This window comes from Pseudomonas sp. Van50 (assembly GCF_055390755.1).
Window position 1 is genome coordinate 3568359 of record NZ_AP024343.1, and the last position, 13509, is coordinate 3581867.

The following is a 13509-nucleotide window of genomic DNA, read 5'->3' on the forward strand; positions in this document are numbered from 1 at the left end:
CACCGCTATCGCGAGCAAGCTCGCTCCCATAGGGTGGAAGGCTTGAAGATTTTTCCTGGCACCCGACTTGTTCCATAATCCGTAAAAAATCCACACGGATGCCCCGGCCAGATGCTCGAGAACGCCCCCAAGATCCCGCTCATGAACGAAGAACAGCGCTTTCGCCTGCTCATCGACGCGGTGGTCGACTACGCCATCTACATGACCGACCCTTCGGGCATCATCACCAGTTGGAACTCTGGCGCCAGGCGTTTCAAGGGTTACGAGGAGTCCGAGATCCTCGGCCAGCATTTCTCCCGTTTCTATACCGACCAGGACCGCGCCGCCGGCCTGCCGCAACGGGCGCTGGATACGGCCCTGCATGAGGGGCGTTTCGAAGGCGAGGGCTGGCGGGTGCGCAAGGACGGCACGCTGTTCTGGTCCCATGTGGTGATCGACCCGATCATCGACAGCCAGAGTGGTACCTTGCTCGGCTTCGCCAAGATCACCCGCGACCTGACCGACCGCAAGATGGCCGAGGAAACCCTCAAGCAAAGCGAGCAGCAGTTTCGCCTGCTGGTGCAAAGCGTCACCGACTACGCCATCTACATGCTCGACCCGCAAGGTCAGGTCACCAACTGGAACCTGGGGGCGCAGCGGATCAAGGGGTATCTTCCGGTGGAAGCCATCGGCCGGCATTTCTCGATGTTCTACACCCCCGAGGATCGCGATGCCGGCGAGCCGCAGCGCGCGTTGAGCATCGCCGCCAGCGAAGGGCGTTTCGAGAAAAAGGGCTGGCGCATGCGCAAGGATGGCACGCGGTTCATGGCCCACGTGGTCATCGATGCGATTCGCAGCGATACCGGCGCGCTGCTGGGGTTTGCCAAGATCACCCGCGACATCACCGATGCCACCCAAGCCCAGCAGGCCCTTGAACAGGCCCGTGAGGCGTTGTTTCAATCCCAGAAACTGCAAGCCATCGGTCAGCTCAGCGGGGGTATTGCCCATGATTTCAATAACCTGTTGACGGTCATCCTTGGCAACCTGGAAATCGTGCGCAAGCGCATGCCCAGCGAGCCGAAACTCACTCAGTTGCTGGACAACGCGACCCAGGGCGCGCTGCGCGGGGTTTCGCTGACCCAACGCATGCTGGCGTTTGCCCGGCGGCAGAAACTGACCTACGAATCGGTCGAGCTGTCGGCCCTGGTACAGGGCATCAGCGGCCTGCTGCAAAGCTCCCTGGGCCCGTCGATACACATCCAGACCCGTTTCGCCGAGGCGCTGTCGCCCGTGCTGGCCGATGTCAATCAACTGGAACTGGCGATCCTAAACCTGGCGACCAACGCCCGGGACGCCATGCCCCATGGCGGCCAGATCGTCATTGCCGCCGAGGAACGGCAAGGGGCTGATGCCGGACCGGACCAGCCGATGGCCCCCGGACGCTACATCTGCCTGGCGATGACCGATGAAGGCGAGGGCATGGACGACGCCACGCTGGCCTCGGCCGTGGACCCATTCTTCACCACCAAGGGTGTCGGCAAGGGCACGGGGTTGGGGCTGTCCATGGTGCATGGCCTGGCGGAACAGTTGGGTGGCCGCCTGATACTCAAAAGCCAGAAAGGCCTGGGGACCACCGCCGAATTGTGGTTGCCGGTGGCCGGCGATGCGGCCCCTGGCAAAGCGGCGATCGAAGAGGCGGCGCCGCCGGTCCACGAGTTGAAAGTGCTGGTGGTCGACGATGACAGCCTGGTATTGACCAGCACTCGCTTGTTGATCGAGGACCTGGGGCATCGAGTCCTTTGCGCCCCATCGGGGGCTCAGGCGCTGGAGCTGTACGAGCGCAACCCGGACATCGACCTGGTGATCACCGACATGGCCATGCCGCAGATGGACGGCGCGCAGTTGGCGAAATTGTTGCGCGACCGCCAACCGACCTTGCCCATCATCCTGGCCACCGGCTATGCCGAACGCCTGGAAGGTTTCGCCACGCAACTGCCTCGGTTGATCAAGCCGTTCAAGCAGATTGACCTGATGCAGGTCATTGGGCAGACGATGAAATAGTCAGCCTCCTGTGGCGAGGGAGCTTGCTCCCGCTGGGTCGCGCAGCGGCCCCTATGTCGCGAGCGCTTCGCACTCGAGCGGGAGCAAGCTCCCTCGCCACAAGCAGGCGCTTATGGCGTTTATTCAGTGTTCTTCTTGAACCCACGCAAATTCATCGCACACAAGCAAAACTGCAACACGATCAATGCATACGCATGGGTATGCAGCCCCCAGACCACCCACAGAATATTGCTCGCGATAAAACAACTGAATCCCGCCACCCTGCGGCGGGGTTGGCGTGAGCCGATCAACCAGGCGGCCAGCACCGTGACGAGCATCGCCGGCCATTGCACCCATCCCAGATAATCCACGCAGCGGTCCTCTTGCCCTTTACACATAAAAGACCTTGGCGGTCGGACAGCGTTTCCTCGGACTTCGCTGCACCTGTGGTCCATTGGCTTGAACTTGCCACGCGCCGGGTTCTTCTAACGAGTCCGAATCATCATCGAGGCACCGCCTGCGCAATGCCCAGAATACTCACCGGGCCTACCCCGGAAGAAGAACTGACGGAACACAACGCCAAACTGTTCGGCTCGCCCAAGGAGCGACTGGACTTCTATCGTCGGGAGATCCAATACGAAACCAGCATCCTGGCCAATCGAACCGATGCTTACCTGGCGGCCCAATCCTTCCTGGTGATCGCCTTTGCCTCGTGCATGGCCAACCTGAACCCGGAGTGGGGCAAGTTGTTCACGCTGATCGTGCCGCCATTCCTGGCCTTGCTGGGATTCCTCAGCTCGCTCAATGCCTGGCCGGGGATCAAGGCGGCCTACGAGATCATCGATCACTGGCATTTCAAGCAGAGCGAACTGTTGCGCGCCGAACCCTTGATGGGCCTGGCCTACGACGAATCGCCGCTGTTCAGCGAGCGGGAATCGACCCACAAGGGCTACCGCAAGTCGTTGCTGTTTTCGTTGCGGACCCCTTGGATCTTCGCCACCTTCTGGGTATTGCTGGGGGCGTACTCGGTCTATATCCAGCTGAGCAACCCAGGCGGTTGAGGCACACTCGCCTCAACTCGACTGCTTACGGCGCTCATACCATGCCAACGTCGGCTGGGTCGTGATGCCATGCACCAGAATGCTCAAGGCCACCACCGACAGGGTGAGGTCGATGCACAGTTGCGCCACCGCTGGCGGCAGGTCATGGTTCAAGGCGAAGAACAGATAAAACAGGCTGCCGATCCCGCGAATGCCAAACCAGCCGATCAGCAGCCGTTGCGGTCCGTCGAGCAATCGCCGCCAGGGCACCACCAGCACACTCAGCGGGCGAATCACGAAAAACAGCAGGGCACCGATCGCCACGGCTCGCCAGTCCCAATGGTTGGCCAGCACGACCCCCAGCAGGGTCACCAGGAACACTTCCATCGACCGCTCCACCAAGCTGCCGAACGCCAGCATGTCGCTCATCATCACCCCAGCGGCCAATTGACCATCGCCCAACGTCTCGGTATCGCCCACAACGGCCTGTCGGGGATCGACGGCTTCGTGGCCCACCACCGGTTGCACCAGGTGTTCTGCCGGTGGCGCCCCTTCATCGGTGGATTGGACCTCGGCCTGACGCAGCCCCAAGCCGGCGGCGAACACCGAGAGAAAGCCATAGCCCTGGATCCACTCGGCCACGACGTAGGCCAGGGCAATCAGCGCCAGGGCCAGGTAATCATTGGGCGACAAGGTGCTGTCGGCATTCCTGATGCGCATCGACAGGGTCAGCTTGCCGATGCCGCGGCCCATCCAGTAGCCGACCAGCAACCCGGCCGGCACGGCCCAGAGGACGTTGCGCAGCAGCCATTCACCGAGAAAACCGCTGCCGTCCTCCCGCAGCATCAACAAGCCGAGGATCACAAAGGGAAACGCCGTGCCGTCGTTCAGCCCCGCTTCGCCCGACAGGCCGAATCGCACCCGGTCGTCATCCCGGGCATCGTTGACCTGCACCAGTGCCGCCAGTACCGGGTCGGTGGGCGCCAGCATCGCGCCGATCAGCATCGACACGCCCCAACCCAGGCCCAACAGATAGTGCAACGCCAGGCACAGGCCGGCGATGCACAGGATCATCACCGGCCCGGCCAGCCCATAGGCCACGCGCCAGGTACGGTCCTTGAGGGGCAGGCGCAACTTGAGGCCGCTGACGAACAGCGAAAACACCACCGCGATTTCCGTGAGGTGTTCCATCCAGACCGACGAGTCGCTGATGTCCAGCTTCAGCACGTCCAGCCCCAGCGGCCCGATGGCGACACCCAGCACCAGGCACATCGCCGAGGTGGTGACCGGCATCCAGCGCAGATAAGAGGAGGTCAGGGCCAGGGTCAGCAACACCGCGCCGAGCACCGCTACCCATACTGTGAACGTCATCGTTGCTCCTTGGATAGCGACTGGTGGCTCTCAGTATTCGAGGCCCGGAGCGAAGCGAGGGTTCCCACTAAAGCAGCACGCCTCCGTTTATCCGCCTGCCATTTAATCCAACGGAATTTTTCGCCGTTCCCCGCGCTCTGCAACAGAAGAGACGTTCTGATTCAGCGTCCGCCAAGAACCCGAGAGGCCCTTATGACTGCGCTGACACCCCTCCAATCCCAGCCGGCCACCGTGCACCCCGTCATCCATAATGGACAGGTGCGCCAATGCTATGAACGGCTGTTCCAGGGCCCCGACGATGCCGACAAGCAAGCCGTCGCCCAAGCGTTCCTCCAGCAATGCATCGCCAAAGCCGAGGCGCTCCCTCAGCAGATGCCCTCTGATCCCACGGCGCTGCAGGCCTGGGTCGAACAACACAGCGCCGGCGTGGCCCGGCAATACGCTGACTACCTGGAGCGGCGCAAGAACGGCGGCCCGCGGGAGTTTTTCAGCGGCAAGGCCCATGCCCTGTACTTCATCCAGGCCGTGGCCCCGACCAAACGGGTGGACGGTGCCTGGCTGTATGGCGTGGTCAAGCACTGGCACGACCACCGTTTCGAAGGGTTGCTGTGCACCTATCTGGAAGAACTGGGGGACGGTCATCCCGCGCAAAACCATGTGGTGCTGTATCGCAAGTTGCTCGCCGAACACGACCTGTCGGACGCCCCGGACATCGACGACGATCTGTATCTGCAAGGCGCCGTGCAACTGGCCCTGGGCTATGCCGGCGACGAGTACCTGCCGGAGGTCATCGGCTACAACCTGGGCTACGAGCAATTGCCCCTGCATCTGTTGATCAGCGCCTATGAGCTGAGCGAACTGGACATCGATCCGTACTATTTCACCCTCCACGTCACCATCGACAACGCCAGCACCGGCCATGCCCACAAGGCCGTGCAAGCGCTGCTGCAACTGATGCCGATGGAAGCGGACCGCGAGGCCTTCTGGCAGCGAGTCACGCTGGGCTATCGCCTCAACGACCTGGGGCAGGGTAGCCGGGCCATCATCGGCTCGTTCGACCTGGAGCGCGAAGTGCTGGACATGCTCGAACGCAAACGCCCATTCGGTCAGCACATGCATTCCGATTACTGCAAATTCGAAGGCAAGACCGTCAACCAGTGGCTCTCGGCGCCGGGCCAGTTGGAGGGGTTCCTGACGGCCATGCAGAACAAAGGCTGGATCAAGCGCCATGAAGACCCGCAACACAGTCGCTTCTGGACGCTGATCGACGGCGCAGGCGCGGCCATGTTCGGGGTCTTCAGCCCCTACGAAAAACAGCTGCTGCATGACTGGATCGCCGGTGACTGGCTGGACGAGGGCGTGAAGTCCGGCGCCCGGCGTGCTCCGGTTGCGGCCTGCGCCCCCGCGACGCCGATGGACGATCCCGATGTGCAAAACCTGCAACAGGCGCTGCAAGGCCGCACGCCGGACGAGCAGATGCAAGTCCTGATGCCCTGGCTCTGTGCCCGCTGCCACAGCCATCCGGCGGGGCTGCTGGCGACTCGCCGGTTCATCGAACTCAAGTCCGCACTTCGCTAGGGAGCTCTGCATGAATGAAGAAGAACGCCTGTCCGAGCCGGATCTTGCATTGGTGCAACTGGGCCGACGCCTGCAAGCCGACGGTTATCGTTTCATCACCCCGACCCCGTTGACCCATGAACGGGTCAACCAGCGTCCCGGCAATGAGCGCGCCAAGACCTTGCGGGACGTGTTCGGCTGGTCGCGGCCGTTTGCGCCGGGGCTGATCAGCACCGACGAACAGCGGCAACTGCAAGACGCCCAGGTGCTGGAAGCACACGACGGTTTGTTGCGTAGCCGGGTGCGCTGGTCGAGCCTGGATGGCTTGCTGTTTGCCCATTCGCAGTTTCCCACGCAAGCCAGCGATGCGGTGTTCTTCGGCCCTGACAGCTATCGTTTCGCCCAACTGATCCATACTCACCTGCAACAGAACTTCACGGCCGTGCAGCGCGCCGTGGACATTGGTTGCGGCGCGGGTGTCGGGGCCATCGTGATTGCCCGCGCCCGTCGTGAAGCGCAAGTGCTGGCCGTGGACATCAACCCCCAAGCCCTGCGCCTGAGCGCCGTGAACGCCGCGCTGGCGGAGGTGGCCAACGTCGAGGTCGCCCGCAGCGACGTGTTGCAGGACGTGCCAGGCCAGTTCGACCTGATCGTCGCCAACCCGCCGTACATGGCCGACCCCTCCGAGCGCGCCTACCGCCATGGCGGCGGCACACTGGGCGCCGGGCTGTCGCTGCGCATCGTCGAGCAGGCCTTGCCCCGGCTCACACCTGGCGGCTCGCTGGTGCTCTACACCGGCGTGGCCATGGTGGATGGGCGCGATCCGTTCCTCGAAGCGCTGGGGCAATGGCGTGACTCGGCGGATTTCGGCTGGACCTACAAGGAATTGGACCCGGACGTGTTCGGTGAAGAACTGCTCACGCCGGGTTATCAGGACGTGGAAAGGATCGCCGTGGTGGCGTTGGTTGTAACCCGCATTGGCGCAGGTCTGGGCGGGGCTATCGGAGGGATTTTCGATGAACAGACGCATGAAATTCGGCGTTGAAGAGGAGTATTTCATCACTGACCTGAGCACCCGTTGCATGCCGGGTGAACCCCCTGCGGAGGCTGTCGCCGCGTGCCAGGCTGAGCTGGGCAAGCATTTCGCCCATGAAATGTTCCAATGCCAGGTGGAAATGGCCTCGCCCATCTTTCGCAGCCTGCCCGAGGCTGCCGACTACCTGAACCAAGTGCGTACAGGCCTGAACCAGCGCTTGGCGCCCTATGGCCTGGGCCTGCTCAGTGCCGGTTCACACCCGATGGCCACCCAGGTGCTGCAACCCACCGACGAGCTGCACTTCCAGCAACTGTTCGATGATTATCAGCGGGTGGCGCGGCGCAGCGTGCTGTCGGGCCTGCATGTCCACGTGGAAGTCCCGGCAACGCAGGATCGGGTGCGGATCATGAATGAGGTCCTACCGTGGTTGCCGATGTTCCTGGCCCTGAGCGCGTCATCGCCATTCTGGAACGGTGGCTACAGTGGCTTCAGCAGCTATCGACAAGTGGCCTGCGATGAATGGCCGCGCATGGGGGTGCCGGAGTATTTCGAAGATGAGTCGGCGTTCGGCGGCTACGTCGACATGCTCATGCGCACCGGGTCCATTCGCCAGGCCAGCGATTGCTGGTGGGTGATACGACCTTCCTCACGTTATCCCACGTTGGAGCTGCGCATTTGCGATGCCTGTCCTCGGGCGGACGACGTCCTTTGTCTGGTCTCGCTGTTTCGCCTGATGGTGGCCCACGCCGTGACGCAGCGCCGGCCCGGTGCCCGCTACAGCCAGATGTCCCAGTGGATCCTCAAGGAAAACCGCTGGCGGGCCAAGCGCCACGGGATTCTCGCGGAGTTTATCGTCGAGGGGCAGGAACAGCCGATGCTGATCGGGGAATGGCTGACCCTGGCGGAGCAGACTTTCGGTGAAACCGCGGCCGAACTGGGCGTCCAGGACGTGTTCAAGCAGGCCCGCGCGATTGTTCAGGAAGGCACCAGCGCCGATCGGCAAATCGTGCTCTACGAACAAGGCCTGCTGCTGGGCGATTCGGTCGAACAGGCCTTGAGTCGGGTGGTCGATCAGTTGCTCGCGGAAACCGCCGGGAGGCCGGTTGCCGACCCAGCCTTGCAACAGGTCGCAGGTGGTCCATGAGCAGCAAGACCCTGGCTGACTACAACCGCATGCGAGATTTCGCCGCCACCCCGGAACCGGCGGCGAAACGTTCGCGCAAGTCGGCAAAAACCGCCCACGCCTTGCAGTTCTGCATTCAAAAGCACGATGCCTCGCGGCTGCATTACGATTTTCGGCTGGAGCTCGACGGCGCGCTCAAGAGCTGGGCGGTGCCCAAGGGGCCGTCCCTGGACCCCAAAGCCAAACGTTTGGCCGTGCATGTCGAAGATCATCCGTTGGATTACGCCACATTCGAGGGCAACATCCCTGAAGGCCACTACGGCGCCGGTGACGTGATCGTCTGGGACCGGGGCGTCTGGATTCCCCAGGGAGACGCCCACGAAGCCTACGAAAAAGGTCGGCTCAAGTTCGAGTTGCAAGGCGAAAAGCTCAGCGGCCTGTGGAACCTGGTACGCACCCATATGCCCGGCAAGCAGGAGCAGTGGTTCCTGATCAAGCATCAGGACCAGGCCGCCCGCCCCGAAAGCGAATACGACGTGGTCCAGGCCGAGCCGGACAGCGTGCTCAGCAATCGTACCCTCGTGCCCAAGCGTCGAGGCAAGGCTGTCGCCAAAGCGGTGAAGCAACCGGAAAAAGCCGCGCGGCCGAAATCGCCGAAACGCGCCTCGAAAGGCACCCTCAGCGGTGCGGTCGCCGGGCCGCTGCCAGAAACCCTCAAGCCGGAACTGGCGACCCTGGTGGAAAGCGCGCCCGACGGCGAATGGCTCTATGAGATCAAGTTCGACGGTTACCGGGTCATGGCGCGGATCGAAAACGGCGACGTCAGGCTGCTCACCCGCAACGGCCATGACTGGACCCACAAATTGCCAAGACAGGCCGAGGCCTTGGCCGCGTTGGGGTTGGAATCGGCCTGGCTCGACGGCGAGATGGTCGTCGCCAACGAGCAGGGGGTGCCGGACTTCCAGGCCTTGCAAAACGCCTTCGAAGCCGGCAGCAGCGGCAAGATCGCCTATTACCTGTTCGACGTGCCTTATCTCAATGGCATGGATCTGCGCAACGTGCCGGTGCAAGAGCGCCGGGCCGCCTTGGCCGCCGTGTTGGAGCCCAACGAAAGCCCCTTGTTGCGCTTCTCCGATGCCTTCGAAGAAACCCCTGAAGCGCTGCTAAACAGCGCCTGCCAGATGCAGATGGAAGGGCTGATCGGCAAGCGCGTCGGCAGCACCTATGTGTCCAGGCGCAGCAACGACTGGATCAAGCTCAAATGCAAGAATCGCCAGGAGTTCGTGGTGGTGGGCTTCAGCGATCCCAAAGGCGCCCGCAGTGCTTTCGGTGCCTTGCTGCTGGGGCTGCATGATGCCGACAGCGGCCAGTTGCGCTACGCCGGTAAGGTCGGCACTGGGTTCAACGAAACCACCCTCAAAAGCATCTACCAGCAATTGCGGCCCCTGGAGACGAAAAAGGCCGCCGTGGTGAACCCGCCCACCGGCTACGAAGCCAAAGGCGTGCATTGGCTGGAACCGACGCTGCTGGCCGAAGTGGCCTTTGCCGAAATGACCAAGGAAGGCTCGGTGCGCCATGCGGTCTTCCATGGCTTGCGCAACGACAAGCCGGCCATGGACATCACTCAGGAGCTTGCCAAACCCGTGAAGAAAACCACTGCGGCGAAAAAAACCAGCACCCAGGATGAACCCGACGCGAAACCGCACAAGGCAAAGAGCAGGACAAAAGCCAAGGCCCCGGCCATGGACGGCAAGGTCCGCATCACTCACCCGGAGCGGGTCATCGACGCCAGCAGTGGCACCACCAAGCTGCAGTTGGCCGAGTATTACGCCAGCGTTGCCGAATTCATCCTGCCGGAACTGGAAGATCGCCCGGTCGCCTTGGTCCGGGCGCCGGACGGCATCGCCGGTGAGCTGTTTTTCCAGAAGAACCCCGAGCGCCTGGCGATTCCCGGTATCACCAGCCTGGACAAGGAACTGACCGGGCAACCAGTGATGATCATCAACAACGCCGAGGCGCTGATCGGTGCGGTGCAGATGAGCACGGTGGAACTGCACACCTGGAATGCCACGTCTGTCGACCTGGACAAACCCGACCGCTTCGTCCTCGACCTCGACCCGGACCCGGCGCTGCCCTGGAAAAGCATGGTCGAGGCGACGCAGCTCACCTTGTCGGTGCTCGATGAACTAGGGCTCAAGGCGTTCCTCAAGACCAGCGGCGGCAAGGGCATTCATGTGGTGGTGCCGTTGACACGCAAACTGGGCTGGGACGAGGTCAAGGGCTTCAGTCATGCGATTGTCAGTCACATGGCCAAGCTGCTGCCGGACCGCTTTTCGGCGGTGTCCGGGCCAAAGAACCGGGTAGGGCGGATCTTCATCGATTACCTGCGCAATGGGCTGGGCTCCACGACCATCTGCGCCTACGCCGCCAGGACCCGGGAGGGGTTGCCGGTGTCGGTGCCGATATTTCGTGAGGAGGTGGCTGAGCTCAAGGGGGCGAACCTGTGGAATGTGCACAATGTTCATGAGCGTCTGGCGGAGGTGGGTCATGAGCCCTGGGCCGGGCTGAAGAAGACGCGGCAGAGTATTACGGCTGAGATGCGCAGGCGTATCGGTATGAAGAAAGTTTAAGGCGTCGCGGCTATACGCCGCAGTTCCTTTGTGGGAGCGAGCTTGCTCGCGAAGAGGCCAGCAAGCTCAATATCCATGTCACTGAACCACCGCCATCGCGAGCAAGCTCGCTCCCACAGATCATCTCAAGCCGCTGTCATCGGTAATCTGCCACCCGAAAACGCGTTCAGCCCACCGGGACACGCAAATATTCCGGCTGCAGGTAGTTGAACCAGAGCAGGATCATTTCCACCAGGATCGTCACCAATACCAGCAGGCCCACGCCCCAGACACTTGCCGAATACAGCAGGCCCTGTTCCTTCTTGAGGCCCATGAACTTGGGCAGCCCGACGAAAAGCAGGAATGTCGAGTAAGCCGATGCCAGCAACAGCACCGCCACGGCCAGCCAGCGGCTAGGGTAAAGCCCGAAGATTCCGGCCAGGAAATATGGCGTTGCGGTATAGGCGGCGAAACCGATGCATTGGTTGACCGTCGGGCGCGCTTCGAAAGTGCGGGACATCCAGCGGATGAACAGCCCCATCAACGTGACGCCGACGACGATGGTCAGGTACAGCAGCACGCACAATTGAAGCGCGCTGGTGCTGCTGAGCCGAACCGTTTCGTTTTCGGCCAGGCTCCATCCGGTCCAGGTGGTGCCGATGAACAGGCACACCGCGGGAATCAGCGCGAGCAACAGCAAATGAGCCAGGTAATGGCGTGGATGTGCCTGTTCCTGCTCGCGTATGTCGGCCCAGGCGAATTCGGGCTGTGTGAACAGTTTGACGAAAGGTGCGGACATGACGACCTCCTGATCAAGACGGCCTCTGCATGAGGCCCTTACTGGGTTTGAGGCACAGAAAAAGACCGGGGTTTCATTTATTTCCTGTTCCTGGTGACCGACCGCTTCCGGTACGCGAAGACATGCGCTTCCTGCACAAGGTCTGGCGTTTCGAGCGAGTCGCTCGGATGCGTCATGGGCGACTGGCCGGGCACAGCCCACTGTGGGAGCGAGCTTGCTCGCGATAGCGGTAAACCAGCCCATTGATGTTGCCTGACCTGCCCCTATCGCGAGCACGCTCGCTCCCACAGGTATTAGGGGCAAGGCCCATTGGCTGAGTGCTCCCTCGCCACAGGTAAAACGCTGCGCCATGCTTAAAGCATCGGCTTGCCCCCGGTAATCCCATAACGGGCTCCGGAGATGTAGCTGCCTTCGTCCGAGGCCAGCAGCACATAGATCGGCGCCACTTCAACCGGCTGGCCGGGGCGGCCAAGGGGCGTCTGGGTACCGAAATTCTGCACTTCTTCCTCGGGCATGGTCGCCACGATCAGCGGCGTCCAGATCGGTCCCGGTGCCACGCTGTTCACGCGGATGCCCTTGGGCCCGAGCATCTGCGCCAGGCCACCGGTGAAGTTGGCGATGGCGCCTTTGGTGGCGGCATAGGCCAGCAGTGTCGGCTTGGGCATGTCGGAATTGACCGAGCTGGTATTGATGATCGAGCCACCAGGCTTCATGTGCGGCACGGCGGCCTGGCAGATCCTGAACATCGCCGTGATGTTGATATCGAAGGTACGCACCCATTCTTCGTCGGGAATGTCCTCCAGGTTATCGTGGGTCATCTGGAACGCGGCGTTGTTGACCAGGACGTCGATATGGCCGAAGCGGGCAACGGTTTCATCGACGATCTTGCGGCACAGGCCTTTGTCCGCCAGGTCACCGGGCAACAACAGGCATTGACGCCCGGCCTGCTCGACCCAGCGTGCGGTTTCCCGGGCGTCTTCATGCTCGTCCAAGTAGGCAATCGCCACATCCGCACCTTCACGGGCGAAGGCAATGGCAACGGCGCGACCGATGCCGCTGTCGGCGCCGGTGATCAGGGCAATCTTGTTCGCCAGTCGTCCGGAGCCGGTGTAGCTCTGCTCGCCGCAGTCCGGATAAGGGTCCATTTTGCGCTGGGTGCCGGGCACCGGCTGGCTTTGTTTCGGGAAAGGCGGGAAAGGGTAGTCGACCATCGTCGTTCTCCAGGTGGGTTGCGATGGAGGGTGGACTTTGGGTTTTCGGGCAGAGTTCGGTCCGATTGTCCGGCCAGTCGATGAGCGTGACGGTGGTCGTTTCGTCGGTGAAGGGTGGGCTGTGGCGAATATTGGACGAGCCTGTATTCTCCAATGTCAGTAGCGGTGTCGAGAAGGAGCGGGGCAATGTTCAGCCACATACAGATCGGCGCGCGCGACCTGCCGACAATGGTCGCTTTTTATGATGCAGTGCTCGGCTGCCTGGGGCTGGAGCGCATCGCGGGCGAAAACGATTCGGGCCCGCCGGGAGAAGGCTGGCGTCAGCCCGGCAAGTATTGGCCGCAGGTTTTTGTCCAGTTGCCTTTCAATGGCCTGCCCGCGACCTGGGGCAATGGCATGCAAGTAAGCTTCGCCGCCGATTCCCCGCAAACCGTCCGCGCTGCCTGGGAGCAGGCGATGGCCATGGGCGGTACCGACGAAGGTCCACCGGGTCCGAGGCCGCAGTATTGCGAAGGTTATTTCGGTGCGTATTGCCGCGACCCGGAGGGGAACAAGCTGTGCTTTGTCTATGCGCCGGATATGCATGAATAAAGCACAAAACTGATGGCAAGGACGCTTTTGTGGCGAGGGAGCTTGCTCCCGCTGGGGCGCGAAGCGGCCCTTGACCAGCAGACCACTGGGTGTTGGTGAGATTTGAAGGCTGCTTCGCAGCCCAGCGGGAGCAAGCTCCCTCGCCACAGTTTT

General features: G+C 62.2%; 11 protein-coding genes. 7 read left to right on the plus strand and 4 right to left on the minus strand.

All coding sequences use genetic code 11. The annotated features are described in order from the left end of the window. Positions 1–111 precede the first annotated feature (111 nt). Positions 112–2040, plus strand: a complete 1929-nt coding sequence (locus tag ACZ5M5_RS15165) for a hybrid sensor histidine kinase/response regulator (RefSeq protein ID WP_464737520.1) — start codon at positions 112–114, stop codon at positions 2038–2040. 119 nt (positions 2041–2159) lie between these two features. On the opposite strand, the gene ACZ5M5_RS15170 is transcribed toward ACZ5M5_RS15165, so the two are convergent. Continuing rightward, a complete protein-coding gene (locus ACZ5M5_RS15170) occupies positions 2160–2390 on the minus strand; it encodes a hypothetical protein (RefSeq protein WP_060742403.1) in 231 nt (76 codons plus the stop codon). Between the two features lie 153 nt (positions 2391–2543). On the opposite strand from ACZ5M5_RS15170, the gene ACZ5M5_RS15175 reads away from it, so the two are divergent. Then, entirely contained in the window at positions 2544–3080 is a 537-nt protein-coding gene (locus ACZ5M5_RS15175) for a hypothetical protein (RefSeq protein WP_092199857.1), read from the plus strand. A gap of 12 nt (positions 3081–3092) precedes the next feature. On the opposite strand, the gene ACZ5M5_RS15180 is transcribed toward ACZ5M5_RS15175, so the two are convergent. Continuing rightward, positions 3093–4430, minus strand: coding sequence for a cation:proton antiporter (locus tag ACZ5M5_RS15180; protein ID WP_464737521.1), 1338 nt, complete (start codon positions 4428–4430; stop codon positions 3093–3095). Between the two features lie 192 nt (positions 4431–4622). Here ACZ5M5_RS15180 and ACZ5M5_RS15185 point away from each other — a divergent pair, with 192 nt between their 5' ends. From ACZ5M5_RS15185 to ligD, 4 genes are read left to right on the plus strand one after another with little or no spacing between them, the layout of a single operon-like run. Then, the gene (locus ACZ5M5_RS15185; RefSeq protein WP_464737522.1) at positions 4623–6008 is read left to right on the plus strand and encodes an iron-containing redox enzyme family protein; all 1386 of its coding nucleotides are present in this window, start codon (positions 4623–4625) and stop codon (positions 6006–6008) included. Positions 6009–6018: 10 nt separating this feature from the next. Further along, complete coding sequence (locus tag ACZ5M5_RS15190; RefSeq protein WP_464737523.1) at positions 6019–7032, plus strand: methyltransferase; 1014 nt, start codon at positions 6019–6021, stop codon at positions 7030–7032. Next, positions 7004–8167: a carboxylate-amine ligase gene (locus ACZ5M5_RS15195; RefSeq protein WP_103308088.1), complete on the plus strand. Its 1164-nt coding sequence runs from the start codon at positions 7004–7006 to the stop codon at positions 8165–8167. The genes ACZ5M5_RS15190 and ACZ5M5_RS15195 overlap by 29 nt, the downstream gene beginning before the upstream one ends. Next, the gene (ligD, locus tag ACZ5M5_RS15200; RefSeq protein WP_464737524.1) at positions 8164–10776 is read left to right on the plus strand and encodes a DNA ligase D; all 2613 of its coding nucleotides are present in this window, start codon (positions 8164–8166) and stop codon (positions 10774–10776) included. Before ACZ5M5_RS15195 ends, ligD begins: the two co-directional genes overlap by 4 nt. 166 nt (positions 10777–10942) lie before the next feature. On the opposite strand, the gene ACZ5M5_RS15205 is transcribed toward ligD, so the two are convergent. Further along, the gene (locus ACZ5M5_RS15205) at positions 10943–11554 is read right to left on the minus strand and encodes a Yip1 family protein (RefSeq protein WP_103308086.1); all 612 of its coding nucleotides are present in this window, start codon (positions 11552–11554) and stop codon (positions 10943–10945) included. Between the two features lie 353 nt (positions 11555–11907). Next, complete coding sequence (locus tag ACZ5M5_RS15210) at positions 11908–12765, minus strand: SDR family oxidoreductase (protein ID WP_103308085.1); 858 nt, start codon at positions 12763–12765, stop codon at positions 11908–11910. Positions 12766–12951: 186 nt separating this feature from the next. Here ACZ5M5_RS15210 and ACZ5M5_RS15215 point away from each other — a divergent pair, with 186 nt between their 5' ends. After that, positions 12952–13356 carry a VOC family protein gene (locus ACZ5M5_RS15215; protein ID WP_060742394.1) on the plus strand — a complete coding sequence of 135 codons (405 nt, stop codon included), beginning with the start codon at positions 12952–12954 and terminating at the stop codon, positions 13354–13356. Positions 13357–13509 lie beyond the last annotated feature (153 nt).

Bases quoted from the DNA above. Each gene is read 5' to 3' on its own strand.
- ACZ5M5_RS15165 (WP_464737520.1), top strand. From the start codon at position 112: ATGCTCGAGAACGCCCCCAAGATCCCGCTCATGAACGAAGAACAGCGC.
- ACZ5M5_RS15175 (WP_092199857.1), top strand. From the start codon at position 2,544: ATGCCCAGAATACTCACCGGGCCTACCCCGGAAGAAGAACTGACGGAA.
- ACZ5M5_RS15180 (WP_464737521.1), bottom strand. From the start codon at position 4,430: ATGACGTTCACAGTATGGGTAGCGGTGCTCGGCGCGGTGTTGCTGACC.
- ACZ5M5_RS15185 (WP_464737522.1), top strand. From the start codon at position 4,623: ATGACTGCGCTGACACCCCTCCAATCCCAGCCGGCCACCGTGCACCCC.
- ACZ5M5_RS15190 (WP_464737523.1), top strand. From the start codon at position 6,019: ATGAATGAAGAAGAACGCCTGTCCGAGCCGGATCTTGCATTGGTGCAA.
- ACZ5M5_RS15195 (WP_103308088.1), top strand. From the start codon at position 7,004: ATGAACAGACGCATGAAATTCGGCGTTGAAGAGGAGTATTTCATCACT.
- ligD (WP_464737524.1), top strand. From the start codon at position 8,164: ATGAGCAGCAAGACCCTGGCTGACTACAACCGCATGCGAGATTTCGCC.
- ACZ5M5_RS15205 (WP_103308086.1), bottom strand. From the start codon at position 11,554: ATGTCCGCACCTTTCGTCAAACTGTTCACACAGCCCGAATTCGCCTGG.
- ACZ5M5_RS15210 (WP_103308085.1), bottom strand. From the start codon at position 12,765: ATGGTCGACTACCCTTTCCCGCCTTTCCCGAAACAAAGCCAGCCGGTG.
- ACZ5M5_RS15215 (WP_060742394.1), top strand. From the start codon at position 12,952: ATGTTCAGCCACATACAGATCGGCGCGCGCGACCTGCCGACAATGGTC.